A 26,566-nucleotide genomic window follows, 5' to 3' on the forward strand; every position below is an offset into this window, starting at 1 on the left:
CCGGGGGCATGTGGTTTTGGGCAGGATTAGAGGCAGACGATGTTTTTCTCTCCCTCGGTCCCGATTGGGGCTGGACTGTCAGGATATGTCGCCGAGATTTCAGCCGCGTTCATCTGCGCGGCCTTGGGCATCGCGCCGACCGTTCGCCATTCCGATTATGTCGGCTCATGGCTCGAAGTCATGCGCGAGGATAACCGCGCGATCTTCCGTGCAGCGGGTCAGGCCAGCAAGGCCGCAGATTATATCCTCGCTTATGGCGAAGACCAAAACGGGAGGCAGGCGGCATGATCCCGCTTCCTCCCGATCTTCGCGCGAAGCTGCTGGCGAACGGGGCCGCGCGTGGTCCCGACCATGCGCCGCTCTTGAAGCTGTTCAATCCCATCGGCGCGGCGACATGGCTTGCATCGGAACTCTATGAGGACGGCGACACCCTGTTCGGACTGGCCGACCTTGGTTTCGGATGCCCGGAAATGGGCACGTTCAGCCTCACCGAAATCGCATCGGTCCGCCTTCCCTATGGCCTGCGGATCGAGCGCGATCTGTATTTTCGCGCCCGCTTCGGCCTCACCGTCTATTCCGATGCCGCGCGTATCGCGGGCCGCATCACCGAGGACGAGCGGCTACTGGCAACGGCGGCGCGCGCGCGTGAATTGAACCGAAACACCGAGATTCCGCCCGACCCGGACGGATGAGCCCGCGCGGACTCTTCTCCGCGTTTATCCCGGCTCCGTCCGCCGCAATTCCCTTAACAGTGAACGGAGCCGGTCCACCCCAAGAAGGAGTGAAGACCCATGCAACTCGCAAATATCGAACTTGGCAAGCTGTTCGTCAGCAAGACCAATATGCGCCATGCCGACAAGGCCCCGGACGTTTCCGACATTCTCCCCACCGTGAAGGCGCGCGGCGTCATCGTGCCGCTGATCGTGCGTCCCGGCGAGGACGAGGGCAAGCCTGATATGTTCGGGATCGTCGCAGGCGCGCGCCGCTTCCATGCCGCCGGTCTTGCCGCGCAGGAAAACGGCGAAGCCGACGCCCTGCCATGCGCGATCATGGAGCCGGGCGACGATGCCGCTGCACTGGAAGCCTCGCTGATCGAAAATATCGGCAGGCTCGATCCCGACGAAGTCACCCAATGGGACACCTTCACCCGCCTCGTGCAGAAGGAAGGCCGGACGCCCGAACAGATCGGGCAGACCTTCGGCCTTACCGACCTTTATGTCCGCCGCATCCTTGCACTCGGCAATCTGCTGCCCCGCATCCGCAACCTCTATCGTGATGGCGAGATCAATGCCGCGAGCGTCCGCCATCTGACCCTTGCGACCAAGGCGCAGCAGAAGGAGTGGTTGGCCCTGTTCGACAGCCCGGACGAATATGTCCCCACCGGCCAGCAACTCAAATTATGGTTGTTCGGCGGCGCGTCCATTTCCACCAAGAACGCGATCTTTCCGCTCGACGGATATAAGGGCAAGATCGTCGCTGACCTGTTCGGCGAGGACGGCATTTTCGCCGATGCCGATCAGTTCTGGCGCGCACAGAATGAAGCCATCGCCGTCAGGCGCGACGAGCTTCTGGCCGCTGGCTGGGCCGATGTCGAAATCATGGAACCGGGGCGCTATTTCCATGCGTGGGAATATGAACGGACGCCCAAGACCAAGGGCGGCAAGGTGTTCATCAGCATCACCCACGGCGGCGAAGTCGAAATCCACGAGGGCTACCTGTCGGGCAAAGAGGCGAAGAAGGCCCGCGCCCAGCAAGCCAGATCGGGCCAAACCGAGGCCGACAAACAGGCCGCGCGCGACCAGCGCAGCGAGACGACGAGCAGCTTGCAGACCTATATCGACCTCCACCGCCATGCCGCCGCCCGCGCCGTGCTGACCGACCATCCCGGCGCCGCGCTGCGCCTGATGGTCGCCCATGCCATCACCGGATCGCCGCTTTGGACCATAAAGACCGAGAGGTCCCATTGCCGCAATGAGGCGACCGCCGAGAGCGTCGAAACCAGCACGGCGGAAGCTTTATTCGATGCCAGACGCCGCGCGGCTCTGGCGCTGCTGGACTTCTCGCACGAGGAACCGACCGTCACGGGCGGGAATGGCAGGAGCGAAGGAACCGCCGCGATCTTCGCCCGGCTGCTCGCCCTTGGCGACGGCGATGTGCTCGCCATTCTCGCCGTGGTCATGGGCGAGACGATGGAAGCAGGCAGCGCCGTGGTCGAGGCCGTGGGCAGCTATCTCAAGGTCGATATGGGCGCGCTATGGACTCCCGACGATGCGCTGTTCGATCTTGTCCGTGACCGGCAGGTGGCGAATGCCATGCTGCGCGAAGTGGCGGGCAAAAAGGTTGCGGACGGTAATATCGCGGAGAAGGTGAAGACGCAGAAAGCTATTGTCCGCGACTGCCTGACCGGCAGCAATGACCGCAGGAAGGTCGAGGGCTGGGTTCCCCGCTGGCTGCGTTTCCCCGCGGCCAGCTATACTGCCCGGCCTTTCGCGTCCCTCGCCAAGTGGAAGCAGATCGAGCCGCATATGAAGGGACTGCCCACGCCGCTTCCCGTCGAGATCGGGCCGGTCGATCCCTACGCGGTCGCGGCGGAGTGAATTAACAAAGGGACGGCAATCGCCGTCCCTTTCACCATGTCTGGCCTGAAAAATCGCGCCGGTACACGCGGCTATGCCGCGCGTACCGGCGTATACAGCATTTCGAAAAAATCGTCGGCCAAATCGCAGGCCGTCTGCGGCAGCAAGCCATCCACCGTTCCGACAAAAGTCGATCCATCGAACATCGCTTGGGTTGGATCGAGTCTGGTGCGCTCCTGAAACCGCTTGAACATGGCGCGCATCAAGGTGGTGCCCGCATCGCCACGGAGATGCGCGTCATAATTCTTCTCCGTCGATATGCAGTCCCAGTTCAGCCGCCAATATTTGCGTCCTATATGCAGATAGACGAAAGGGACGTTGCGGCGCTGGCAGGCATAAAACCAGTTGTCGTTCGCTGCCCGCTCACGCTTGGCGAAAGCCCTCCAGATCGGATCGGGCAATGCCTCTCTCGCCATGCCGCTCAGATCAACGGCCTGATCGTCTGCGCCGAAGTCACTCAACCGTTCAGTCAGTTTCACGTCGCTGACCCGAGCGAGCGGCGGATATTTTTCGCGCGATGCCTTCATCCCGGCCAGCAGCGCGGCGTGCGTGCGATAGCCGAGCGCGGCGGCCAGCCCCTCGCTTATGTAGCTGGATTTGACGTGCGGGAGCGCCGTGCGCAGGCGGCTTTTGAGGTGATGAAGATTGGCATGCGTCAGCAGAATGGCGGCCATGCGACCGTTCCTTTCGTATTTAGCCGTCATTCGCCGATTACGTGACGGCCCGAAAAGGATCGGTGCGTCGTAAAGATTTGATCCGCTTTGACCCGGCGACAGGTCCGGTCGGATCGACCGCCGTCCATGCTATCAGTTCCTTCCGTCAGCACAAGCGGCAGGTGCGATTCCCCCGACGACAGAGCATCGTCCGGCAATCCTGCGCTCATATGTCGGCAGGCTTCGGGGACGCGAAAGAACGTCCTTGGGCGGACAACCGGCCTCGCTTCGCATCTCGCACCGGGCGCGATCTCGGCTGCATGTCGGACCTATGGGCGGTCCTGGCCGCCCGCAACCGGGATGCGCTTGCCTATTTTCCCCGCCGCGTGAACGCGGCTCCTCGCGGTCGCTGCGCTCCAAAATAGCCCGCGCACCCGGTCCTTCGCTTACGCTCCGGCCCTTGCGGGTGCAGGCGTCCCGGCCAGCCCATCACGGTCCATGCATCGCCGGGGATCGGCTCCGGCGGACAGTAAAGGAGTATATGTCATGTCCACTCTCGGTATCGTCTCGCGCAACCCTGAAACCAACGAAATGCGCGGGAGCATCGCGCTCCTCGGCCGCCGCAATCCGGTCGGCATCGAGATCGTTCCCAATCCCGCCAAGGCGAGCGAACGCCAGCCCGATTTCCGCATCTACAGCGGTGCGAACGAGCTCGGCGCTGGCTGGATCAAGGTCAGTCGCGAGACCGGAAAGCCCTATATCTCGCTGCGCATCTTCCACCCGCAGATCGCGCAGTGGCCGATCTATGCCAATCTCGGTCGCGCCGCCGGGCAGGACGATGACGACGTGCTTGCCGTGATCGTCAACGAAGCTGCCTGACCGGCTCGCAGGCCCCCGCGTCCTCTCCGGCGCGGGGGCTTTGCGTATCCAATTCCTGGATCGCCCGAATCCGGGGGCTGGCTGAAACGGGCCTGCCCGAGCGCACCCCGGCGCGTCCAAATGCTCTCCGGCATCCGAGGCGATGAACCCGTCGCTTCCATGCCCGAAAAAGGAGCATCAGACATGGACGACGACGATCCGAACGCCCGCGCAGCGCGGGCGCGAAAGGGCAGCCCGTTCCTCAATACCGCACAGGCCGCCTTCTATATCGGCCTCAACTGGCGGACGCTCGAACAGATGCGGTGGAAAGGGCTCGGCCCGCGCTTCCGCCGCCATGGCCGTTTCATCCGATACCATATCGACGACCTCGACGAGTGGTCGCGCACCAACGGCCAGATGCCCCCGGCGATGGGAGGCCGCGATGCGTAAACGGCTCCCGAAACCCACGCCCGCACCGCTGCTCGAATGGCATCCGCCACTCGCCCGCCAGCTTCGGGGGCGCCGCCGACCGGTCCTGATCGCAGGCAGCATCGGCTTGGCTCTGATCGGGCTTACCACGACGCTCGACTTCGCCATCCGGCCAGCCCCGCGCCTGATCTGGAATGCGTCGGCGAGCGCCCCCATCGGGCTGTGGCGGGTTGATCCCTATGCCCGTTTCCGCGCTGGCGACATGGTTTTGGCACACACGCCCGAAAGCGTTCGCTCGCTTGCCGCCGCGCGCCATTATCTGCCCGCCAATGTGCCGCTCCTGAAGCGGATCGCCGCGCGCGATGGCGATGATGTCTGCGCGCTCGGTTACGAGATTTTCGTCAATGGCGCGAAGGTCGCGGATCGCCGCACCGCCGACCGGCAGGGTCGCCCGCTGCCCTGGTGGAACGGATGCGAACTGCTCCGGGGCAGGCGCGTGTTCTTGCTGATGGATGCGCCGGACTCGTTCGATGGTCGCTATTTCGGACCGATCAATGAGGACGCGCTGATTGGAAAGGCGGTGCCATTGTGGCTGCGCTGATCCGTCCCTTCACGCCGCTTCTGCTCTCGCTCGCGATACCGTCCGCGACGTTAGCGCAGTCCACGCCAATGGTGGAACACGTCTCTCCGGCGATCGAACGCTGGCGTTCATTCATCGCCGAAGCCTCGCGCCGGTTCGGCGTACCACAGGCATGGATCACGGCCGTCATGCAGGCCGAAAGCCGAGGCCGAACGCATCTCCATGGCCGTCCGATCACCTCCAGCGCCGGTGCGATGGGACTGATGCAGATCATGCCCGGCACATGGGAAGCTCTGCGCCGCCAGCACGGGCTTGGTCCCGATCCGCATGATCCGCGCGATAATATCCTGGCGGGCACAGCCTACCTGCGCGCCATGTATGATCGCTTCGGATATCCCGGTCTGTTCGCCGCCTATAATGCTGGCCCCGGACGTTACGCGGAGCATTTGCGCACAGGAAGGCCGCTTCCCGGCGAGACGCGCGCCTATATCTCCCAGCTCGCGCGAGCACCGGCCACGCCCACGATGCCGCCTGCGATCCTGTCGGGAACGCGGCTCTTCTTCGCGCTGGGGAGGGTGAGCAAACCGGTCCCAACAGCCAGCGAAGCGCCGCCAGAAAACCCGCTGTTCGCGACACTGGAACAGTCGCGGGAGGATCAGAAATGAGAGATCCGGCGTTTGTGGAGAGGAGGATATCCGCTCAGACCAGCCCAGTATCCGGCATGGATCGGGCCGCCTCAAGGACGACGCCGGACACGATTTTTTCCGGCTCGGCAAGGCAGGTTCCCTCCTCATTGATATGCTGCCTGGCCGGAAAAAATCGCGCCCGGCATCGCCGCTCGCGCGGCCGCTTCGCGGTCCTTGACCCGACCCGCTCCATACCGGGCGCAGCCTGCATCTTTCGAAGATCAGGAGGCGATGATGACCATTCAGCAGCATATCGACGAGCTTCGGGCCGAACTGTCATGGAACGACGATCCGGCCGAAATCCGACAGATCGAGGCCGAATTGCAGGACGCACTGGCAGAACTGGAGCGGCAGCGACGGGAGGATTGACGGGGTTTGGGGAACGGTGTCGCCCGGCGTCGTTCCCGGCCTTTTCCATGATCGCGGCAAAGGCAGGAAGACGAAGGACGGGAGCGTTTCCGAGGGGAGAAAGGGTAAGGCAAGATCAAAGAAATGGCGTCATGCCCTTCGGGCACTCCGCCATAACTCATTGTCTGCACATCATTTTCTGGATGATCGCCGATGGCGCCATCCGGGAGGCTGTGGCGCCATACCCCGTCGAAGCCCCCGGATTTCTGGGCTTTTCCATGGCGCCATCGGCAGAAGCCGGAGGGATGCGCCATGTCCGATGACGACGAGATCAAGCCGCGTCTCGGCAAGCAGCGCAGCACCCCTATCCGGCGCGGGCGCAGCTATATGAGCCAGGTCTTGCAGGCCGCCAATCTCGCCGGCGGCATCAAGTCCGGCGGAGGAAGCCGGGGCCGGTTCCACGGCAACCGCTCGGGTGTCGGCGTGGGCGTCGGCCGCGTGCTCGCCTCGCGCGACCGTTTCGCCGCTTTTCGCCAGCGCCGTGTCATGGTCAAATCACGCATCGTCCGGCTCGACCGGGCGAAGGGAATGAACGCCGCACGCGCGCATCTGCGCTATATCCAGCGCGACGGCGTCACCCGCGACGGCACGCCGGGCCAACTCTACACCGCCGAACAGGAAAAGGCCGATGGCCGCGCCTTTCTCGAACGCGCGGGCGGCGACCGGCATCAGTTCCGCTTCATCGTCTCAGCCGAGGATGGTCAAAGCTACGGCGATCTCAGATCGCTGACCCGCCGCCTGATGACACAGATGGAGCAGGATCTGGGCACGAAGCTGGACTGGGTGGCGGTCGATCATTTCAACACCGGCCATCCCCATAGCCATATCGTCCTGCGTGGTAAGGACGAGCGGGGTCGCGACCTTGTCATCGGTCGCGAATATTTGACGGGTGGCATCCGCGAACGCGCCGCCGAACTGGTGTCGCTCGATCTGGGGCCGCGCACCAATCTCGAGATCAGCGACCGGCTGCAGCGCGAGATGGAGCAGGAACGGTTGACGAGCATCGACCGGCGTCTGCTGCGTGACATGGATCAGGATCGGATCGTGGAAGCCGCCGACCGCGATCCATTCCAGCAATCGTTGCGCGCCGGGCGATTGCAAAAGCTTGGTCGGCTGGGTCTTTCGGGCGAGATCGCGCCGGGTCGCTGGCGGCTCGCCGAAGGTATGGACGATGTGCTGCGCCGGATGGGCGAGCGCGGCGACATCATTCGCACCATGCAGCGGGCCTTCACCGACCACGAGCTGGAGCGCGCAGGAGCCGACTATGCGATCGCCGATCCCGCGACCATGATACCGATCGTGGGGCGGGTGGTGGAACGCGGCCTTGCGGACGAGATCAACGACCGCCATTATCTCATCGTCGATGCGACCGATGGGCGCAGCCATTATGTCGATATCGGCAAGGGGGATGCGACCGATCCGATCCCGGCGGGTGCGCTGGTACGGATCGACCCGAAATCGACGATCGCCCGCGCCGTGGATCACACTGTGGCCGAGATCGCCGCCGCCCATGGCGGGCGCTACAGCATCGACATCCATCTGCGCCATGATCCCAATGCCACGCAGACCTTCGCCGAAACCCATGTCCGGCGGCTGGAGGCAATGCGCAGGGGCCTGGCCAGAGAGGGAAGCGGGATCAAGCGGGAGGCGGATGGCACATGGATCATTGCGCCCGATCATATCGAGCGCGCCACCGCGTTCGAGGCCCAGCGGGCGAAGACTGCACCGGTCATCGTCAATACGCTCTCCACACTTTCGCTCGACCGGCAGGTGGTCAGCGACGGCGCGACCTGGCTCGATCGCCAGCTTGTCGGCGCGGAAGTGGAACCCCCGCGCGATGCCGGCTTCGGCAAAGAAGTGAGGGAGGCGCTCGACCGGCGGCGGCAATGGCTGGTGGCGCAAGGACTGGCGCAGGAGGAACAGGGGCGCATCGCCATCCGCACGAACCTGCTTGCCACCCTGCGGCGACGAGAACTTGCCCGTGTCGCCGGGCAGCTCTCCAGCGAACTCGGGCTGGGCTATGCCGAAGCCCGAAACGGCGAGCGAATTGAGGGCCTATATCGCCGGCCGGTCGAACTCGCGTCGGGCCGCTACGCTCTGATTGAAAAGAGCCGCGAATTTACCCTCGTGCCATGGCGGCCGGTGCTCGACCGCCATATCGGTAAGGAGGTCTCCGGCATCGTGCGCGGCGATGCCATAAGCTGGACCATCGGTCGTCAGCGCGGACCATCAATTTCGTAAGGGGCAATGACTGGGGTGTTCGACGATCTGGAATGGCCGGTTTCTTTGTCTATCTGGCCGGACTTGCCGTTCGTTCATTCGGTGATTGGCGCCGTTGAAGTGATTGTAGTGACGGTCCGGACACTCGACCGACCGTGACAGCCAATGGTTGGCGCGGTTCACGAGAGCCCGGCCCGCAAGGGCGTGGCAATAAGTCATCGGCAGGTAATTGAGTGTTAAACGGGGAATTCGCAACGCAGGAAAAGTCCGGCAGCCACGGACATCAAGGCTTTCTGATCACCTTGGTTTTGTAGACAGTTTCTTTAACGTCGCCAACTGTGCGTTCGACACCGACCCACATATCTTTGCCGTCGCCATCGTATTTGGCGCTATCCGAGAGCTTCTTATACGAACGCGAAGAAATATAGACGCACCAGGGATAGTTTCGCACATCGGAAAGCTTGGCCGAGAATGCCGGTGCCTTTCCTATCCAAATGAGATCGTTATTATTACTGATGCCAGCGCGAACGGCGCGGGCCACACCCACGTCGATCCCTACGCAGTGGGTGATTTGCAACTCGTTGTCGCGCACAGATTTAAATTTTTCCCGTGCTTTCGGCGCGATGATCTTTTCAACGACATAGTCTATCTCTCTTGCGCAGTTTGCAGCGTTGCTGTTTGGCGTGTCTCCAATAAAGACCCCCATCACGCGATCACCGTCGAAGCTGCGAATTTCTCCGCCCCAGGCCCTGATGAGGCGGGTGGCAACGTCGAGATAGGCCCGGATAATCTTCGCCGTCGTTTGCCATTGGCAAACGCGGGCAAGGCGAGACGATCCAGCCAAATCGGCGTAGAGGAACACAGCATCGAGCTTCACGGCACCGTTGCGGAGCGTCACGCTGTCGGAATCCGGCACGGTCCGACCCTCGCGCTCATCCCAGGCGACGGAAAAAATGTCATCGACGGAATCGCTCAACGTATCGACGAAAGAAGACATTCGGACCTCATATCAAGCAATCAGCGGGCGCGCCTGTCGGTGAACACGCCTTCCTTTTCAATGTGCTCCTTCGCTTCGATGCAGGCGTTGCGCACCGTGCGCTTCATTTCATCGTCGGAACCGGTCCGATATCGCAACGTGGTCAAACCTGCTGCATCGCTCGGCAAACGAACGCCGTCATCTGCGCAAACTAGAAGCATTGATCGCCGACGCCCCAGCACGCCGAGAGAAATCCCAAATTCGAGATGGACATTGTCGCGAGCAACTTGATGGGTTTCGCCTCGCATGGTGAGGGTGTCATCCGCTCCGACAACGGCAATCGTGAAGTCGGACGATTCAATCGCGTCCATCAGCGAGCTTATGGGATAATCGGAAATGCTGAATGTCCCTTTATCCCACAGTTGAACTGCAATTTCCTTGGAATCGAGATTCCGCACGATTTCATTCGCGACACCGATCTTCTCAGATGACGAAATCACGAAAATTCTGGGAATGTCATTTGTTTGCCCAATGCCCTTGTTTCGCTCGTCAAGCCGTCCTGCGACCACATCAAGCATCCGCTTCAAATAGGCAGGGCTATCGCGCGTAATCTCATCCAGCGCAGTGCGCTTGAGGCGAAGTACTAGCGCCTCGCCGATCGCCGAAACGGTAGCCGTGCGAGGCCGCGCTGGGGATGTACCGGTAAGCTCCCCTACATGCGTGCCAGCCTCGCGTACCGCCTGCGGACGCCCGTTGATGGTGATCTGCATCTTTCCGGCAAGAATGAGAAACAGGTCGTCGTCCCAGTCGCCTTGCTTGATGATGACATCGCCATCGGCAATTTCCTGCAACACCCCGGCGGCAACGATCTGTTCGGCAAGGTCCTTGTCATTCGCGACCAAATCCTGGCCGCAAACCGCTTCTATGAGCCTGCCTTTGTTTTCGTCTCCACTAAATCTATCCAGCAATGCGCCCATAGTATCCTCCAATCCTTTCAGCGTAATCCGCACGACTTCATTTTACCGCAACAAGTTTCGCCCAAAGCGCGGGCATCCTGCCAGTATTTTTCAAGATGAAACTTCCTCTTCTGCTCACAAGAGACAAGTTCCAGCATTAGCGTCCGCTTCTTGCAGTCCTTGCGCACAATCGGCCACTTGCGACGACTTTTGTGCTTGCACCCTATTGGGCATGGTGCCCGACCGTTGATCGGGTTGCCCTTCTTGTCGAAAAAACGAAGATTGGGATCGGTGATCCATGAGGGCTCGCCCAGATAGGCGGCGGCGTATTCCTCTTCAAAGCCAAGCTCGCGTGCCGCGATGAGCGCCTTTTCGTGCCATTCGCCTGCACCGCCATGGTCGAGCGCGTGCGCTGGCGGCCAGATACCTGTCTTTTCGGCAATCGACTGGCAGCAAAGGTACTGCCTTAGTTGCTCCCACCATTGAATGGCCGTCTCGTCCGATACCACTTCGAGAGTATGCAGGTCCAGACAAAAGGTCTGATCGCGTTGTATGTGGCGTTCGGGACAACGGGCCGGGAAATTTGTGCCGGGAGTTTCTTCCCTAACGCTGAGCGTCGAATATCCCTGTATGTGCAATTTTATGCCGGAGCCCGACCAGAGAGTGCCGGGCACATACGCTGTGCCTACAAGAAACAGCGACGACGATGTTTCTATCGAAAACCAGGCGGGGCAGTTGCCTTCTAAATGACGGGATGGCATGGCCGCTCACAGCTTCGCATGTGCCCTCATTGGCTCGGGTGCGTGCGCGCGCATCGGCTCCGCCTGCACAGACGAAACGTAAGGCGATGCCATTGTTCCCAGAAGCATTGCCGACGCATCATAATCCATGTTGGAAATGACGCGCTCACTCCCAAAGATTTGCCGAACGACGGCAGGCGCAACCGCATAGGCCTTCTCGCCTATCGCGGTTTCCGTTCCTGTGCACCGGCGCTGTTCGTTCTCCGAAACGCAGGTGGCGCGGCTTGTCGCAGTCCTGACGCTGGCCGCACCGCGAAGCCCGATGCGGCAGATTGGTGTCGGGCCGAAGTCGATGCCGATGGCAAGGCCGAGGCCCGCGATACCCGGCAAGGCCATCTTGCAAAGATCGAAGGAGGAACGAATACCACCTGCCGCGTTCACTGAGGCACGGATGGAATCCATCGCGTTGGTCTCGCGAGAATTTCCCTCTGCGAGAAGTCCGTGCACACAATCGCCGACGAAGCGCACTTTGCGCCCCCCAAAATCTTCCCGCAGCACAGCAGCCATCTCGGCGCGGAGCACATGCAGATTGGCAACGGCTTCAGCTACATTTTCGGTCTGGATTGCGTGATCCACATAGGCAGTGAAACCGTCGATGTCTGCGAAGATCGAGGCCAGTGGCATGCGTATCGCGTTGCTGGGGGGATGCTCGGCAAACACGATGTCCTTGAGCGGCGGTTCCTTATGGTGAAAGCGGAAGGCTGCATCTGAAGCCTGCTCGGGATATTCGCGGCGCTTCATCTGAGCTTCAAAATCAATATAGGCTTTCGCCAGACGCGTGTCGGCATCGAATGTCTGACCTCGGGCACTGACGCCCTCTTGCAGAAATCCTGTTTCCACGGCCTTTGCCAGAGCGGTGAAGGAAGTTGGCGCGTTCTGGTCTCTCGCGTGCTGCACACGATTGCTGAGAAAGATGCCTTCTTCGTCTCCGTCAGCGAGCTTGGCCGCATGGTTTGCAGGGCTACCGATGAAAAGGGGGTCGGGCTCGTCACGCTTGCCGCTATCGATTGCCACCGCCGGACCGCTGTCTATGCCGACCCGCACCGCCGTTTGAAACTCGGGGAAATCGTTGCCGAGGCGCTCGACCATCTGGCGAAATGCCGCTGCAAACGAGATCGCCTTGCGAATGCGCTCCGGTTCGTTCTCTCGCCCTTCGGGGGTTAGCACGACAGCATGGAGACGTGAGCCGTGGAAATCGACGCGCTGGATATCAAACTCGTCGATAAGGCTGTCGCAGGCACTGTAGTGTGTATGCAGGAATTCTAAAGCGCGCCGATGGCTCGCTTCGGTCTCAACGCCAGCGTCTTCAAGGACACCGTTGAAATCGATGAGGTTCGCATAGATATGCGCACCGTGCGTTGTGATGGCGCGGTTGCGGGGCACACGAAGAATTGCGAGTTTATCGTCAGTGAGCCCGCCGCTCGCCTTCAGAACTCGCCTTTCACCCAGATACCGGGCAAAATCCTCGACGACAATTTCACCTTGCGGAACGGTCTCTTTGAACCGCTGGATGCGTAGTGCTGCACGTTCCTGATTCCAGGCCATTCTACCTCACTCTCCGCAGCATCACGGGCTGCGCTTTCATTGTTGACCGCAATCAGCCCTTTGGCGGATTGGGATCGTTGCCATGGCTGTCGCTGCTGGCGATGCGGCCATCCTTATTGTGGATCCGGAATTCGGTGCCCTGATTGCGGCTGATCTCGCGACCCCGATCAATAGCTTCCCGCTTGGTGTCCGCATGTACGCTCGCGCGTCCTGCTCCACCCCGTTTCACGTCCCATCCGCCGTTTGGATTCGGTACGACGTGGTGGGACTTCGGCCCTTTGCCCATGAGCTGTGCTCCGTAAAGCTCGCGAGGCACACTTTATACCTCTACTCCGAACATGCTTGCACAGTTGCTATTCGGCAGTCAAGCCTATAAAATACCTCTACACCGAACACGGCAAGGCGGGAGAAGCGGTTTTGGCAAATATCCTTGGGGAAAAGATTCGTAAGTTGCGCAAAGAGAAGGGATTGACGCTGGACAAGCTCGCCGATTTAACGGGGTCGAGCAAAAGCTATATATGGGAGCTGGAAAACAAGAACCCTCCAAGGCCGTCTGCGGAAAAACTCGCAAAAATTGCCGAACAACTTGAAACGACAATCGAGTTTTTACTCGACGAAGGTGATGAACTCTCGCAGGAAGATGCGGCCGATGCGCGTTTTTATCGCCAATATCGAAAGATGGATTCCGCGACGAAGGCAAAAGTGCGTCAGATCATAAAGCTTTGGGATGAGGATACATGACCAAGAGCTGGTCGCCGCAACGCTGGGCAAACTCCATCACGACAATGCTCAATGCAGTGTACGGCGATGCACCGAAGCGTTTTCCGGTCAATATTCCACAGCTCGCCAAGGAATATTCAAAGCAGCGTTTCCCTGACGACTCGATCACGCTGGTGAAGGGGGCGTCCTTGCCGGGGTTCGATGGCGCGCTCTACCGTGCCCCATCGGCGAAGAAAGGTTGGGGGATCGTTTACAACGATGCGATCAGGTCGCCAGGCCGGATCAATTTCACGCTGGGACATGAGTTCGGTCACTACCTGCTTCACCGCCTTGCATATCCCGATGGGATGGAATGCGGCGACCAGGACATGGTGCGCTGGGACAGCGAATACGCACAGATCGAGCAACAGGCTAACGAATTTGCCGTCGGCCTGCTTATGCCTCTCGATGATTTCCGCAGACAAATCGACCCAAAAGCGAAACCCACCCTTGATGAGATCGGCGCTTGCGCTGCGAGATACGACGTTTCGCTGATAGCGGCGACGTTACGTTGGCTTCAATTCACCGAGCGCCGGTCCGTGCTCGTCGTTTCGCGAGACGGCTATATTCTTTGGACAAGATCGAGTGATCGCGCGCTCAAGACCGGTGCATATTTCAAGACGGTTGGCCGCCCACCGATTGCGGTGCCCGCTCTGTCCCTCGCCGCGCGCTCCGATCCTCTGAATAGCAAGGGCGCAATCGAGCATGGCGCAGACGTATGGTTTGCCGAGCCATGCGAGGAAATCGCCCTCGTCTCCGACCACTACGATTTCACGATCTCGCTGCTGCATCTTGGTCGAGCCGAAAAGCGGACGTGGATGGACGAAGACGAGGTTGAAGATTCCTTCGGCCTGATGCAGCGCAAGTTGCGCATTGAATAGGGGCGTGGGCAACGACGGCTTTGTCCCCAGATCTGGTCAGTCGGTCCACCGTGAGAGCTTGATGAACAAACGGAAGCTTTCGAGAAGCCAATTTGAACGGCTGAACGACGGCTATGTTGGCGGCACCTGCCTGAACGAAGGTCGGATTACTTTGATACACCCCCCCCGAACCCAAAGCTCCAGCCCATGCAGGCTGGCTGGCGCGCGGAAAGGTGCCTTGGCGTAACCACGTCGATCGACTTGAATCTCAGGGGGCCGGCGCCGACATTTGAGCGATAGTCCAGCCCGACCGAAATGCTCGCCGCCTCGGTCAAGCCAGCGTGGGAAGTTCGGCCGCTATGATCCTGATGGAATATGATGTTGATGGAGATTCGCCGCGACACCTACCGTCGCCTGGCAAGTGTATCTACTGCAAAGAAGCCGGCGTTGAGCTGACCGACGAGCATGTAGTGCCGTTTGCTATAGGCAAGGACGCGACCATCCTTGACAAATCCTGCTGCGTGGTCTGCCAGAGGATCATTCAGCCTTACGAGCAGTCGGTTCTGCGTCACCAGCTCGGTCATTTCCGCGCGTCGGTCGAAGCGCCGACGCGAAAGCCGAAGGATCGCTTCACCTCGCTGCCACTCGAATTCGTCGAGGCCAACGAAAAGGGCGAGCCCATCCGCGAACTAGGCAAGCGCGAGATTCCGATCGCCGCGGCGCCGCTGATCCTCAACCTCTGGCAATCGCCACCGCCGGGCGTCCTTGGTATCCCAATCGACCCTGCTTTCGCGGAGGGACGCCCCTTTCGTTATGTCGAGAGCAAGGTCGCCGACCCCATCCTAAAGGCTGTTGCGGCCGAGGCCGGCATCGCGCACGTCGGTTTCAAGCTGCGGCCCGTCAACCGCCTGCATTATCTGCGCACGCTCGCGAAGACGGCCCATGCATATGTCGCCGCCGAGCTGGGAGTCGACGCCTTCAACCCCTATCTCACCGACATTATCCTCAATCGATCGGATGACATCGCGCGGTATGTCGGCGATCTTTCCGGGGTCGCATCTCTTGAAGGTGCGACCGGGCACACCTTCAAGATTGCACTCGGGGAGGTTCCCGAGGATGCCGGGATCGGCAAAGGCAAGATTGCGGTATTCATGCAGTTCTGGGGAGAGCTTGGCTCACCGCCGCACCTAGTGATCGTTGGAGAGACCCTGATCGACATGCAGGCGTATTTCGCTGCAAGGGGCAATGGTGGCCTGATCGCAGCATAGCCCGGACAACTGAAAGTTGACGATGTCGATGAAATTCGCGGAATTTGTAGATCGCTACGGCGCAACGGATCGTCGTCGCTATCTCATCGGCCTGCTCAAGAACGAGCTTGATCACATCGTCGCGCAGGGGTGGCTTTACCGCGCTTTCGTGTTCGGCAGCCTCGTGAACAGTGACAAGGATGAGCCCGGCGACATTGATGTTCTGCTGTGCATCAGCAAACCCTTCGGTGCGGACTTCTGGCGCAAGCTCACGGCGAGCGAGGACATTCATATCAAGGGCTGTCAGCTGGCCCCCAATTTCGACTCCGAGGCCCGGACAGTCCCGCCGCTTCGGTCATGTCACGGCGTTGAAGAGATGGTTCGCCTGTTCAACGAGAGTACGAAAAACACCGAAGAGGATATCGAGATCTCGGCGGACCAATGCGTCGAGATGACGCTCTAGCTGGCGACCGCCGGCGCGATGGTCGCCGTTATGGCGCGCAGCGTGTCAACGAAAGTCTCCAGAAGCTGACGCCCCTGATCGACCGGATTGGCGTTGGCCTGATCTACGTTCGCCCGCCGCAGCCCGCTTTCCACGAGGCTCGAGCCAAGATGGGCATCGGCATTGCGCAGATCATTGATCCCGAACAGTGGCGCCATCATCGCGCGGGCATCCGCCTGACCAAGCGATTGCTCCAGCAGCTTTTCCATGGCCTTCAAGGTGCCGAGCTTATCCTTTGCGGTGAGCCCTGCCGGCCCGCGCAGCGCGTCCATATCGACCCGCTCCATGAGCAGACGATTCAGCTCCTTTGCGAGCGAAAGGAGACCGTCCAGCTCGATCGCGCGGAACCGGTGGGTCCGCCGAAGGAGCATGGGGATGGAATCGTGCTCCCGCAGCAATGACGCGCCGAACCGCTCTTGAAAGGTGTCGTCGAGGGCGTCCAGCGACTTCCTGATCTGCGCTTCGGGTGCCTGCGTGCCTGCCGGCTTGCAGTTCATCTGGGTATCCCAAAGCTCGCCGGGTACGCCGCCGTCCAAAGGCGTGCTGTGCGCGGCCCAGACGCGCTGTTCCCAGCCGTCGAGCTTGGCGATGTCCTTTGCGAAGATCGTAATGAGCCCCAGCGCGTTCACCCCGAAATGGATGCCCGTTTCGCCGCCTGCGATTCCGCCGGTGTCGCGGCTGTACCAGCCAAGCGATCCGCCCCGATATCGAAGCAGTGCGGGCACGAGCGATGGCTGAAAGGCGATATAGGTCATGGCGCCGATACACTGCGCTGCCGTCTTCCGCTCGCCATCAGGACCGACCGCGAAGCTCACCTCGTCGGCTTCAGGATCGCCCCGCACGCGGATGCTCTGTGCCCCCGGCTCGAACCACTCTGTCCGCCACAGCGCGCCGAGGCCTCTGAACTTGTGGCCCCGATCGGATAGGAATTCGACGTCACGGATATATTTTTCGCGAGTATCCCGGCCAGCTTCGGACTGAACGTGCTCGTCCGCCCATTCATAGGGCGGCTTGGCAATGAAGTTGGCGGACCGCTCGTGATAGCTCGATGCGAAGAGCACCATATCGCGGGAGACCAGGTAGTCGGACAGCATCTCGGCGCGAATTTCGAGAAGCACGGGGCGATCCTCCTCGTCCCGCTTGAGGCGTGCGACCTCGATCCATCCTTCATCGGGGCGGAGCCACACATCGCCTTCGCGTTCCAGCTTGAGCGCGATGACGAGATCGTGATGGAGATGCCAGATTTCCGGAGACCAGCCGCCTCGGGCCTGCGCCAGGACCAGATGGGTGCCGACGGCCTTATGACCCTGATTCCAGTCCGACTGGACATCGGCAGGCCGATATACCCCACCATCGAAGGTCGGTCGGTGGGCCGAGGTATCAACCTCGCTCCAGCTAAAGCCGTCGACCGCCCCACGATCGGCGGAGGCAACTGCGAGAGTCGCGATGCCGGTATACTCCCGGATATCACCGATCCCCTCGAAGGGGCTCTCGTGCTCTATCTCGCCGTTCTGGCGAAGCGGTATCCAACTCCGCCCCTGTATGGCGCGGATGTCGCTCAGCGCGAAGAATTCCGGGGAGAGGAATTTGGTCATCCCACTGCAAGCCCGCCTCGTCGTTCCTCGTCGAACTGTTCGAGGATGGCACGCAGATCCTCCACTCTCACCATTAGCGTGGTGAGCTTGCGGGTGCGAGGGGGCGCGTCCAAGCTGGCCTCGTCGTCGTAGGTATCGGTGAGGACGTCGACCCAGACAGCGTCGCCCTCTCCGAAGCGGGGATCGAACGGATCACCGAAGCGGAGCCATCGCCTGGAAACGTCACAGCTGGCGGCGCGCCGGCCGCGACGCGCGCGTTCACGCTGAGCATAGCTGATGTAGCCATCGATCGGGTTGTCGCGTGGCATGAGATCCCCTTTCCTCCAGTAGATAGGTAGTGGACTGGCTGGGCGCCATGCCTGGACTCAAATGCCGAGGCTTAGCCCCGGCCGAACTGCCAATCGACACCGCCTCCCGGCCCCATGCTCGTTTATCTGCTGCACTTGCGGCCCCTCGATCACCGGGCCAAAGAAGCGCCTCAAGTCGCCGCGTGAATGAAAGTCGGGTTTCAACGGCCAAGTAAGGCGTAGTGGCGGATGCAGCCCCGTTCAATGATCCCAAGCGCCGAGTGAGGCAGCGATATCTCCAATTGAGCGGAACAAGGTCAGAGGATCGTCCTTGGAGGGTAGAAATCCCCACCTTCGCCAAAACGTTGCCGCCTCGTCATCCACGGCATTGACCACCAACGCGCGCCCACCGATCAGTCGGGAGGCGGTCACGCATCGCTGCAACGCATGTTTGAGCAGACCTGTACCTATGCCTTTGCCAGCCCACTCCTGATCCGTGGCAAGCTGAGCCAGCAGCAGGCAAGGGACGGGATCGGGCGGTTGCCCGGTTCGGATAGATCTGGGAAGCTCAGCCGGAATGATCGACGTCGGCGCAAGTCCATAATAGCCGATGACTTGCCCACCTTCGTGGACCACCATGACCGCCGTGAAGCCCTTTTCCTGATTGGCGAGCGCTCGTGTCTGCAACCAGCGGTCGAGCGAGGGCTTACCGCAGGAGAAGCCGGATACATCATGCGCCGTCGTCAGCGGCTCCGGGCCGGAGATCCCCAAGGATTATTCTCCGGTGACTGGACGGTCAGCTTCCCATGGCGCGACGCGGCGGAACAGTTCCACCATCTCGGGAACGGGAACCGCTGGGCCGGACACAGCGGCGAGGAAAGCGTCGAACCCTTCCGCGGTCATGCGGATCGGTGTGGTTTCCATCAGCACCTCCTCGGCCGCACGCACGGCGGCATCGCGCACGAAATCGGTGCGCGAACGCCCCCGCAGCCTAGCGGCACGGTCGATGATGGCGATGTCGGTATCCGGTAGCCTCATGGATAGCGGATGTTCTTTGCGTTGTGCGGGCTGCGGCATGTTTCAACTCCGCCAACCCATATGGCAGATTGTATTGCATTTTGCAATACAGGATAGCGCGGGCGGCAACCAATGTCCGCTCGGCGGCATCCGAGACCGTGCCTTCAGCGGGTTTGGCAGGGTGTAACCGACGTAACGCCCTTCCGCTGATCTGATCCAGCTTTGGCCCTCTTCGTGCCGCCTGTCGCGGCCCGCGAGTCGGAGCCAATGCCATGACCCCTACCAAGCTGCTTGTCGGGCAGATATTCGTCGTTTTTGCCATCGTGATATTGGGCGTGTGGGCCGCTACTCAGTGGGCCGCATCCATGCTCGGCTATCAGGCGCAGCTTGGGACGCCTTGGGCGGTTGCCTTCGGTATTCCGATTTATCGGCCCTGGCAGCTTTTCGCCTGGTGGTATCACTACGAAGCTTATGCACCCCAGGTCTTCGACAAGGCCGGTGCGCTGGCGGGGGCCAGCGGCTTTCTCGGTTGCGCGTCGGCGATCGCCGGTTCGCTCTGGCGGGCGCGACAGAACCGTCACGTCACTACTTATGGTTCCTCCCGCTGGGCTTCGCGTACCGAAATCGCAAAAGCCGGGCTGTTTGGCCCCGCCGGTGTATTCCTTGGCCGCTATCGCGGGGACTATCTGCGCCATGACGGCCCGGAGCATGTCATGGCCTTCGCGCCAACGCGGTCGGGCAAGGGCGTTGGTCTTGTTGTGCCATCGCTGCTGTCCTGGACCGGCAGCGTCGTCGTGCATGATATCAAGGGCGAGAACTGGCAGCTCACTGCAGGTTGGCGCTCGCGATTCTCGCATTGCCTGTTGTTCAATCCGACCGATCCGCGTTCCACCCGCTACAACCCGCTGTTGGAGGTGCGCAAAGGCCCCGACGAGGTGCGCGATGTCCAGAATATCGCGGATATCCTCGTCGATCCCGAAGGCGCGCTCGAACGTCGCTCGCATTGGGAAAAGACCTCGCACAGCCTCTTGGTAGGGGCGATACTTCATGTCCTCTATGCCGAGGAAGAAAAGACCCTCGCGCGGGTAGCGACCTTCCTGTCCGATCCGCAGCGATCCTTCGCTCACACGCTGCGGCGGATGATGGCAACCAATCATCTGGGTACCAAGGAGCATCCGAAGGTCCACCCGGTCGTTGCGTCAGCGGCGCGCGAAGTGCTGAACAAATCGGAGAATGAACGCTCCGGCGTCCTATCCACCGCCATGTCATTCCTTGGACTTTATCGCGATCCAATTGTGGCGCGGAACACGGCCGCATGCGACTGGCGTATCGCCGATCTTGTCGATGCCAAATCGCCGGTATCGCTCTATCTGGTCATTCCGCCGTCCGACATTTCGCGGACCAAGCCGCTGGTCCGCCTTGTCCTCAACCAGATCGGCCGCCGCCTGACCGAACGACTGGAGGGCGACCCGAAGAAAAGTCGCAAGCATCAATTGCTGATGATGCTCGACGAGTTTCCGGCACTCGGGCGACTCGACTTCTTCGAGACGGCGCTGGCCTTCATGGCGGGCTACGGCATCCGGGCCTACCTGATCGCGCAGAGCCTCAACCAGATCAGCAAGGCCTATGGCGAGAACAACGCCATTCTCGACAACTGTCATGTCCGCATAGCGTTCAGCTGCAACGACGAGCGCACGGCGAAGCGTATCAGCGACGCGCTCGGCACAGCGACCGAATTGCGTGCTCAGCGCAACTATGCCGGACACCGGCTCGCCCCCTGGCTCAGCCACGTCATGGTGTCACGGCAGGAAACGGCGCGCCCACTGTTGACGCCGGGAGAGGTAATGCAGCTCCCGCCCGCCGACGAATTGGTACTGGTGTCTGGCCTTGCGCCGATCCGGGCGAAGAAGCTGCGTTATTATCAAGACCGCAATTTCACCTCGCGCGTACTGCCCGCGCCCGATCTCGGTCGTAATGACGACGGCGACGCGGCTTATGCTGACCGGCCCGATCCGCGCCCCGACGACTGGGGTGGCGAAATTCGCGGTCTGCATGATGGGCTGATCCCCGCCGCTGATGAAGAAGGCGCGACCCTCGATGATGAAGCCGAGGGCGGCTTGCAGCAGCAGCGCCACCCCGGCTTGCCGGAGGAACAGAGCGTTCAGCCCGCAGAGCCGGATCGTGAGGTGCTTACGGGCATCGAGGACGAGAGTGACGCGGGCTCCGATCGGCAGACCATGGATCGCCTGCGCGGTCTGCGCAGCGTGCAGCGTGCTCATGCCATGAATGAAGCCGATCGCGGCGACGACCTCCTGCCGAGCTTCTGACGGAGGTCGGCACGATGAAGCCCCGCCATCACCTCTACCTCGACGATGATCTGACCGCCCAACTGGAGCGACTGGGATCGAAGCCCGGCACGTCCAAGTCCGCGATCGTCGCCGACGCGCTGCGCGATTATCTCAATCGACGCGCGACGCGCGAAGTGGACGACCTGCTCAAGACCCGGCTCGACCGGATCAGCACCCAGCTTGGCCGGATCGAGCGCGACAGCCTGGTGCTGCTCGAAACCCTGTCGCTGTTCGTGCGCTACCAGCTCACCGTAACCGCGCCGCTGCCCGATGCCGACAAGGCCGCGCAGGCGGTCGGACGCGAACGCTTCCGCCGCTTCGTCGATCAGGTAGGGCGGCAACTCGCCGCCGGTCGGTCCATCGCTTCCACGCCTTCCGATAACGGAGGCGGACAATGAGCGGTGGTGTCAATCTGACCGCCCAAGGCCGTCGCCGGGCGATGCTGCGCACTGCGATGGGACCGGCGATTGCCGCTGCGCTTTCCGACCCGCGCGTCCTCGAGATCATGGTCAATCCGGACGGTTCGCTCCGGCTCGATCTGCTGGGCGAAGGCCGTGTGGATACGGAAGTGCGGGTGGAACCGGCGGAGGCTGAACGCATCATCCGGCTGGTAGCCTCAAACATCCGCGCCGAGGTCCATGCCGGCGCGCCGATCATCAGCGCCGAACTGCCGGAAGGCGGGGAGCGGTTCGAAGGGCTATTGCCGCCGGTGTCGGCCGCACCTTGCTTTTCCATCCGCAAGCCGGCCGCGCGCATCCACACACTGATGGACTATGTGACGGGCGGCATTATGCGCGCCGAAGTCGCGCTGGCGCTGTCTATGGCGGTAGTCGAGCGCAAGAACATCCTAGTCGCGGGCGGTACGTCTTCAGGCAAGACCACGCTGGCGAACGCCTTGCTGGCCGAGATGGCGACGCTCGACGAGCGCGTCATCATCATTGAGGACACGCGCGAGCTGCAATGCGCCGCGCCTGACACGGTGGCGCTGCGCACCCGGCCAGGCGTTGTGACGATGGCTGACCTGGTGCGTTCGACGCTGCGTCTGCGCCCCGATCGCATCATCGTCGGCGAGGTCCGGGGCGGCGAGGCGCTGGACATGCTCAAGGCCTGGAACACCGGTCATCCGGGCGGGATCGCCACGGTTCATGCCAACAGCGCGCGCTCCGCGCTTTACCGTATCGAGCAGCTTGTTGCCGAGTGCGTCATCACTGTGCCGCGACGGCTGATCGCCGAAGCCATCGACATGATCGTGTTCATCTCCGGCCGGGGCACCGGCCGCAGGGTCGAGACCGTTGCCGAGGTGGGCGGACTCGATGCCGACGGCGATTTCGCCGTCACCGACCTCATCATCCCCCACAGCACAGGAGATTGAATCCCATGTACGCCCCCAATGCGTCCTTCGTCCGCCACTTGCCCAACAAGTTGCTGCTCGCCACCGCGACGCTGCTCTTGCCCATCTCCGCGATGGCCGCCGGGTCCGGCATGCCGTGGGAAGAACCGCTGCAACAGGTTCTGGAATCGGTGCAAGGCCCAGTCGCCAAGATCGTCGCCGTCATCATCATTATCTCGACCGGCTTGGCGCTCGCCTTCGGCGAAACCTCTGGCGGTTTCCGCAAGCTGATCCAGATCGTCTTCGGCCTGTCGATCGCCTTTGCCGCGTCCAGCTTCTTCCTGTCCTTCTTCAGCTTTGGCGGCGGAGCGCTGGTCTGATGGCCGGGGCCAAGTCCATCGCGGCCGGTGAGCACATCGAAGGTTTCGAGGTGCCGCTGCACCGCGCGCTCACCGAACCGATCCTGCTTGGGGGTGCGCCGCGCGGGATCGCGATCCTCAACGGCACACTAGCCGCCGCGATGGGGCTGGGTCTCCAGCAATGGATCGCGGGGCTTTTGCTCTGGCTCGCCGGGCACAGCCTCGCGGTGTTCGCGGCGAAACGCGATCCGGATTTCGCACCCGTTATCGCCCGTCACCTCCGACAGAAGGTCTACCTCTCATGCTGAACCTGCGTGAATACCGCAATGGTGCCGATCGCCTTGCCGATCATCTCCCTTGGGCCGCGTTGGTGGCCAAGGGCGTGGTGCTGAACAAGGATGGAAGCTTCCAGCGCACACTCCGCTTCCGTGGTCCCGATCTGGAGTCGGCGACCGAAGCTGAGTTGGTTTCGGTCTGCGCGCGGGCGAACAATGCACTGCGGCGTCTGGGATCGGGCTGGGCGCTGTTCTTCGATGCCGAACGTATTGAGGCGCTGGGCTATCCCGGCAGCGTCTTTCCCGATCCCGCGTCCTGGCTCGTGGACGAGGAACGGCGCGCGCATTTCGATGGGAGGCGGGGTCAGCATTTCGAGAGCCGCTATCATTTGACCCTCTGCTACCTGCCGCCCGCCGATCAGGTGAGCCGCGCCGAACGGGCGCTGCTCGAACGCGAGACACCGCAACAGGATCGCGATTGGCGACAGGAACTGCGCGGTTTCATCGCCGAGACCGACCGGGTTCTGGACTTGCTTTCAGGTTTCATGGCCGAGGTCCGCGCGTTGGACGACGCTGAAACGCTAACTTTCCTCCACGGCCGCATTTCCGCAGGACGCCATCCCGTCGTGGTGCCGGAAACACCGATGTATCTCGACGCCCTGCTGGTCGATACGCCGCTATCGGGCGGGATCGAACCGATGCTGGGCGAAGCCCATCTTCGCACCGTCACGATGCTGGGATTCCCCAACGCGACCCGGCCCGGCATTCTCGACGCGCTCAACCATCAGGGTTTTGCCTATCGCTGGGCTACCCGCTTCATCGCACTGGACAAGACCGCCGCGAACAAGGCGCTAACCCGCATTCGGCGGCAATGGTTCAACAAAAGGAAGTCCATCGCGCAGCTTATGCGCGAGGTGATGATGAACGAGCCGGTTCCGCTCACCGACAGCGATGCCGACAACAAGGTTGCCGATGCCGATCTCGCGCTTCAGGCTTTGGGCGGCGATCATGTGGCATTCGGTTACTACACGGCCACCATCACGGTGTCGGACAAGGATCGCGCTGCGGCCGATGAAAAGGTTCGCATCGTCGAGCGTATCGTCAATGGCCTGGGCTTCACCTGCATCCGCGAGAGCGTCAATGCGGTCGAAGCCTGGCTGGGGTCGCTGCCCGGCCATGTCTATGCCAACGTCCGGCAGCCGCTGGTCCATACGCTGAACCTGTCCCACCTGATGCCGTTGTCGTCGGTGTGGGCAGGCCCGGCGCGCAACGATCACTTGGCCGGGCCACCCTTGCTTTATGCCGAGACGAGCGGATCGACACCGTTTCGCCTGTCCACCCATGTCAGCGACGTGGGACATATGTTGATCGTCGGCCCAACCGGCGCGGGCAAGTCCGTTCTGCTTGCGCTGCTTGCCCTGCAATTTCGTCGATACGCCGGGTCACAGGTCTATATCTTCGACAAGGGGCTGTCGGCGCGCGCCGCCGTGCTGGCGATGGGCGGCGAACATCATGCCCTTGGGACAAGCGACGCGCTGGCGTTCCAGCCCTTGCGGAATATCGACGATGACGCCGAGCGAGCATGGGCCGCTGAATGGATCGGCGCGCTGCTCGCCCATGAGCGGATCGACGTCACGCCGGAGATCAAGGAAGCCCTCTGGTCCGCGCTTAGCAGCCTTGCCAGCGCTCCGCCCGAGGAACGGACGCTGACGGGCCTTTCGGTGCTGCTCCAATCCAATGCGCTCAAAGCGGCGCTGATGCCCTATACGCTCGAAGGCCCGTTCGGCAGGCTGCTCGACGCCGCCGAAAACAGCCTCGCGCTCTCCGACGTGCAATGCTTCGAGACAGAGACGCTGATGCACAGTGCCGGCGTCGTTCTGCCGGTGCTGACCTATCTGTTCCACCGGCTCGAAGAGCGCTTCGACGGGCTGCCCACGCTTCTCATTCTCGACGAAGCCTGGGTGCTTCTAGACAACCCGCTGTTCGCCCAGCGCATCCGCGAATGGCTGAAGGTTCTCCGCAAGAAGAATGTCAGTGTGGTGTTCGCCACCCAGTCGCTCGCCGACATTGCCGACAGCAGCATTGCCCCGGCGATCATCGAATCCTGCCCGCAACGCATCTTCCTCGCGAACGATCGCGCGATCGAGCCGCAGGGTCGCGCCGCCTATGAGCGGTTCGGTCTCAACGACCGGCAGATCGAATTGATCGCCCGCGCCACGCCGAAGCGGCATTATTATCTGCAATCGCGGCGCGGCAATCGCCTGTTCGAACTCGCCCTTGGCCCCATCGCGCTCTGTCTATGCGGCGCATCCGATCCCGAAACCCAAAACCTGATCGACGCCCTGCTGCGCAGCGAAGGCGCTGACGGCTTCCTCGCGGCCTTTCTCGAAGCACGCGGCTTTTCCTGGGCTTCGGAACTGATCGCTGACTTTCCCGGTGCGCAGCGCACCGGGACCGAACCCATCACCCCCCAGCAGAAGGAGCTATTGTGATGAAATTCCGCCCATTCGCCGCATTTCTGGCCGTGACATCGATGATCACAACCGCCGTGATCGTGCCCGTCGCCCCGGCGCACGCCATCGTGGTGTTCGATCCGTCGAACTACGCGCAGAACGTGCTGACCGCAGCTCGTACGCTACAACAGATCAACAACCAGATTCAGGCGCTTCAGAACCAGGCGTCGATGCTGACCAACATGACCAAGCATCTCCAGCGCCTCGATTTCTCCTCGCTCACGCAGATCACCCGCTCGATGCAGCGGATCGGTACGCTGATGAACCAGGCCGAGGGCATCGCCTTCGACCTCGCCTCGACCGACGAGGCATTACGCCAGCAGTTCCCCGCCGTGTTCGATACCGCGCTTTCCACCAATGAGATCGTCACGCAGGCCCGTGCCCGCTTTCAGGCCTCGATGCAGGGCTATCGTCAGACGATGCGCGTGCAGGCCCAGGTGGTCGAGAATATCGGGGCCGATGCCGAGTTGCTCGGCGAACTCGTCACGCAGAGCCAGTCGGCGACCGGCAGCCTGCAGGCTGCACAAGCGACCAACCAGCTCATCGCGCTCAGCACCAAGCAGCAGTTCCAGATCCAGCAGATGATGGCGGCGCAATATCGCGCCGATGCGCTCGAACGTGCGCGCCAGCAGCAGGCCATGGAAGTCGCACGCGAGCGCACGAAGCGCTTCATCGGCTCGGCCCGGATCTACACGCGCAACTGACGGCATCCATAAAGGCGGCCCGG

General features: G+C 61.7%; 29 protein-coding genes and 1 pseudogene. 20 read left to right on the forward strand and 10 right to left on the reverse strand.

Annotated elements, in window-relative coordinates:
- Window positions 1-87: 87 nt before the first annotated feature.
- From B5483_RS00005 to B5483_RS00015, 3 genes and pseudogenes are all read left to right on the forward strand, one after another.
- Window positions 88-288, forward strand: a pseudogene (locus B5483_RS00005) (zincin-like metallopeptidase domain-containing protein); the annotation flags it as partial.
- Window positions 285-692, forward strand: a complete 408-nt coding sequence (locus B5483_RS00010) for a DUF2958 domain-containing protein (protein WP_079729107.1) — start codon at window positions 285-287, stop codon at window positions 690-692. The pseudogene B5483_RS00005 and the gene B5483_RS00010, both read left to right, overlap by 4 nt.
- A gap of 99 nt (window positions 693-791) precedes the next feature.
- Window positions 792-2,597: a ParB/RepB/Spo0J family partition protein gene (locus B5483_RS00015; protein WP_079729108.1), complete on the forward strand. Its 1,806-nt coding sequence runs from the start codon at window positions 792-794 to the stop codon at window positions 2,595-2,597.
- Window positions 2,598-2,668: 71 nt separating this feature from the next.
- On the opposite strand, the gene B5483_RS00020 is transcribed toward B5483_RS00015, so the two are convergent.
- The gene (locus tag B5483_RS00020) at window positions 2,669-3,310 is read right to left on the reverse strand and encodes a hypothetical protein (protein ID WP_079729109.1); all 642 of its coding nucleotides are present in this window, start codon (window positions 3,308-3,310) and stop codon (window positions 2,669-2,671) included.
- A 525-nt stretch (window positions 3,311-3,835) separates the two neighbouring features.
- On the opposite strand from B5483_RS00020, the gene B5483_RS00025 reads away from it, so the two are divergent.
- The 6 genes from B5483_RS00025 to rlxS all read left to right on the forward strand — a co-directional run bounded on the left by B5483_RS00025 (window position 3,836) and on the right by rlxS (window position 8,491).
- Complete coding sequence (locus B5483_RS00025) at window positions 3,836-4,168, forward strand: DUF736 domain-containing protein (RefSeq protein WP_062061455.1); 333 nt, start codon at window positions 3,836-3,838, stop codon at window positions 4,166-4,168.
- Window positions 4,169-4,351: 183 nt separating this feature from the next.
- On the forward strand, window positions 4,352-4,597 hold the full coding sequence (locus tag B5483_RS00030; protein ID WP_079729110.1) for a helix-turn-helix domain-containing protein: 246 nt from the start codon (window positions 4,352-4,354) through the stop codon (window positions 4,595-4,597).
- The gene (locus B5483_RS00035; RefSeq protein ID WP_079729111.1) at window positions 4,590-5,177 is read left to right on the forward strand and encodes a S26 family signal peptidase; all 588 of its coding nucleotides are present in this window, start codon (window positions 4,590-4,592) and stop codon (window positions 5,175-5,177) included. Before B5483_RS00030 ends, B5483_RS00035 begins: the two co-directional genes overlap by 8 nt.
- 68 nt (window positions 5,178-5,245) lie before the next feature.
- Window positions 5,246-5,821 (forward strand): lytic transglycosylase domain-containing protein, encoded by a 576-nt coding sequence (locus B5483_RS00040; RefSeq protein ID WP_139383917.1) that lies wholly within the window; start codon window positions 5,246-5,248, stop codon window positions 5,819-5,821.
- Between the two features lie 255 nt (window positions 5,822-6,076).
- Window positions 6,077-6,211 carry a hypothetical protein gene (locus B5483_RS23635; RefSeq protein ID WP_281251217.1) on the forward strand — a complete coding sequence of 45 codons (135 nt, stop codon included), beginning with the start codon at window positions 6,077-6,079 and terminating at the stop codon, window positions 6,209-6,211.
- 291 nt (window positions 6,212-6,502) lie between these two features.
- Window positions 6,503-8,491 carry a relaxase/mobilization nuclease RlxS gene (gene rlxS, locus B5483_RS00050; protein WP_079729114.1) on the forward strand — a complete coding sequence of 663 codons (1,989 nt, stop codon included), beginning with the start codon at window positions 6,503-6,505 and terminating at the stop codon, window positions 8,489-8,491.
- Window positions 8,492-8,753: 262 nt separating this feature from the next.
- On the opposite strand, the gene B5483_RS00055 is transcribed toward rlxS, so the two are convergent.
- The 5 genes from B5483_RS00055 to B5483_RS00075 are packed head-to-tail and all read right to left on the reverse strand — an operon-like array spanning window position 8,754 to window position 13,033.
- Window positions 8,754-9,446 carry an adenylate/guanylate cyclase domain-containing protein gene (locus tag B5483_RS00055; RefSeq protein ID WP_245828763.1) on the reverse strand — a complete coding sequence of 231 codons (693 nt, stop codon included), beginning with the start codon at window positions 9,444-9,446 and terminating at the stop codon, window positions 8,754-8,756.
- 41 nt (window positions 9,447-9,487) lie between these two features.
- Window positions 9,488-10,423, reverse strand: coding sequence for a TIR domain-containing protein (locus B5483_RS00060; protein ID WP_079729116.1), 936 nt, complete (start codon window positions 10,421-10,423; stop codon window positions 9,488-9,490).
- A 17-nt stretch (window positions 10,424-10,440) separates the two neighbouring features.
- Entirely contained in the window at window positions 10,441-11,163 is a 723-nt protein-coding gene (locus tag B5483_RS00065; protein ID WP_139383867.1) for an E2 domain-containing protein, read from the reverse strand.
- Window positions 11,164-11,169: 6 nt separating this feature from the next.
- Window positions 11,170-12,747, reverse strand: coding sequence for an adenylate/guanylate cyclase domain-containing protein (locus B5483_RS00070; RefSeq protein WP_079729118.1), 1,578 nt, complete (start codon window positions 12,745-12,747; stop codon window positions 11,170-11,172).
- Between the two features lie 52 nt (window positions 12,748-12,799).
- Window positions 12,800-13,033 carry a DUF2188 domain-containing protein gene (locus B5483_RS00075; RefSeq protein WP_038575574.1) on the reverse strand — a complete coding sequence of 78 codons (234 nt, stop codon included), beginning with the start codon at window positions 13,031-13,033 and terminating at the stop codon, window positions 12,800-12,802.
- Between the two features lie 56 nt (window positions 13,034-13,089).
- Between B5483_RS00075 and B5483_RS00080 the strand changes: the two genes are divergently transcribed.
- The 4 genes from B5483_RS00080 to B5483_RS00095 all read left to right on the forward strand — a co-directional run bounded on the left by B5483_RS00080 (window position 13,090) and on the right by B5483_RS00095 (window position 16,076).
- Window positions 13,090-13,488 carry a helix-turn-helix domain-containing protein gene (locus B5483_RS00080; RefSeq protein WP_245828764.1) on the forward strand — a complete coding sequence of 133 codons (399 nt, stop codon included), beginning with the start codon at window positions 13,090-13,092 and terminating at the stop codon, window positions 13,486-13,488.
- Entirely contained in the window at window positions 13,485-14,387 is a 903-nt protein-coding gene (locus B5483_RS00085) for an ImmA/IrrE family metallo-endopeptidase (protein WP_079729119.1), read from the forward strand. Before B5483_RS00080 ends, B5483_RS00085 begins: the two co-directional genes overlap by 4 nt.
- 338 nt (window positions 14,388-14,725) lie before the next feature.
- Window positions 14,726-15,634, forward strand: a complete 909-nt coding sequence (locus B5483_RS00090; RefSeq protein WP_139383868.1) for a hypothetical protein — start codon at window positions 14,726-14,728, stop codon at window positions 15,632-15,634.
- 28 nt (window positions 15,635-15,662) lie between these two features.
- Entirely contained in the window at window positions 15,663-16,076 is a 414-nt protein-coding gene (locus B5483_RS00095; RefSeq protein ID WP_079729810.1) for a DUF6932 family protein, read from the forward strand.
- Here the strand turns inward: B5483_RS00095 and B5483_RS00100 are convergent.
- The 4 genes from B5483_RS00100 to B5483_RS00115 all read right to left on the reverse strand — a co-directional run bounded on the left by B5483_RS00100 (window position 16,073) and on the right by B5483_RS00115 (window position 19,035).
- Window positions 16,073-17,710 carry a hypothetical protein gene (locus B5483_RS00100; protein WP_079729121.1) on the reverse strand — a complete coding sequence of 546 codons (1,638 nt, stop codon included), beginning with the start codon at window positions 17,708-17,710 and terminating at the stop codon, window positions 16,073-16,075. The genes B5483_RS00095 and B5483_RS00100 overlap by 4 nt on opposite strands.
- Entirely contained in the window at window positions 17,707-18,018 is a 312-nt protein-coding gene (locus B5483_RS00105; RefSeq protein WP_079729122.1) for a hypothetical protein, read from the reverse strand. Before B5483_RS00105 ends, B5483_RS00100 begins: the two co-directional genes overlap by 4 nt.
- Window positions 18,019-18,258: 240 nt before the next feature.
- The gene (locus B5483_RS00110; RefSeq protein ID WP_079729123.1) at window positions 18,259-18,768 is read right to left on the reverse strand and encodes a GNAT family N-acetyltransferase; all 510 of its coding nucleotides are present in this window, start codon (window positions 18,766-18,768) and stop codon (window positions 18,259-18,261) included.
- Between the two features lie 3 nt (window positions 18,769-18,771).
- Window positions 18,772-19,035, reverse strand: coding sequence for a type II toxin-antitoxin system TacA family antitoxin (locus B5483_RS00115; protein WP_245828765.1), 264 nt, complete (start codon window positions 19,033-19,035; stop codon window positions 18,772-18,774).
- A 251-nt stretch (window positions 19,036-19,286) separates the two neighbouring features.
- On the opposite strand from B5483_RS00115, the gene B5483_RS00120 reads away from it, so the two are divergent.
- From B5483_RS00120 to trbJ, 7 genes are read left to right on the forward strand one after another with little or no spacing between them, the layout of a single operon-like run.
- Window positions 19,287-21,341 (forward strand): conjugal transfer protein TraG, encoded by a 2,055-nt coding sequence (locus B5483_RS00120; protein ID WP_079729125.1) that lies wholly within the window; start codon window positions 19,287-19,289, stop codon window positions 21,339-21,341.
- A gap of 14 nt (window positions 21,342-21,355) precedes the next feature.
- Window positions 21,356-21,760, forward strand: coding sequence for a ribbon-helix-helix domain-containing protein (locus B5483_RS00125; RefSeq protein WP_079729126.1), 405 nt, complete (start codon window positions 21,356-21,358; stop codon window positions 21,758-21,760).
- Window positions 21,757-22,734, forward strand: a complete 978-nt coding sequence (gene trbB / locus B5483_RS00130; RefSeq protein WP_176167919.1) for a P-type conjugative transfer ATPase TrbB — start codon at window positions 21,757-21,759, stop codon at window positions 22,732-22,734. The genes B5483_RS00125 and trbB overlap by 4 nt, the downstream gene beginning before the upstream one ends.
- A 5-nt stretch (window positions 22,735-22,739) precedes the next feature.
- Window positions 22,740-23,072 (forward strand): TrbC/VirB2 family type IV secretion system protein, encoded by a 333-nt coding sequence (locus B5483_RS00135; RefSeq protein WP_079729127.1) that lies wholly within the window; start codon window positions 22,740-22,742, stop codon window positions 23,070-23,072.
- Window positions 23,072-23,359 carry a VirB3 family type IV secretion system protein gene (locus B5483_RS00140; RefSeq protein WP_079729128.1) on the forward strand — a complete coding sequence of 96 codons (288 nt, stop codon included), beginning with the start codon at window positions 23,072-23,074 and terminating at the stop codon, window positions 23,357-23,359. The genes B5483_RS00135 and B5483_RS00140 overlap by 1 nt, the downstream gene beginning before the upstream one ends.
- Window positions 23,353-25,818, forward strand: a complete 2,466-nt coding sequence (gene trbE / locus B5483_RS00145; RefSeq protein WP_079729129.1) for a conjugal transfer protein TrbE — start codon at window positions 23,353-23,355, stop codon at window positions 25,816-25,818. Before B5483_RS00140 ends, trbE begins: the two co-directional genes overlap by 7 nt.
- A complete protein-coding gene (gene trbJ, locus B5483_RS00150; RefSeq protein ID WP_079729130.1) occupies window positions 25,818-26,543 on the forward strand; it encodes a P-type conjugative transfer protein TrbJ in 726 nt (241 codons plus the stop codon). The genes trbE and trbJ overlap by 1 nt, the downstream gene beginning before the upstream one ends.
- The last annotated feature ends 23 nt before the right edge of the window (window positions 26,544-26,566 follow it).

This window comes from Novosphingobium mathurense (assembly GCF_900168325.1).
Taxonomy (GTDB): Bacteria; Pseudomonadota; Alphaproteobacteria; order Sphingomonadales; family Sphingomonadaceae; genus Novosphingobium; species Novosphingobium mathurense.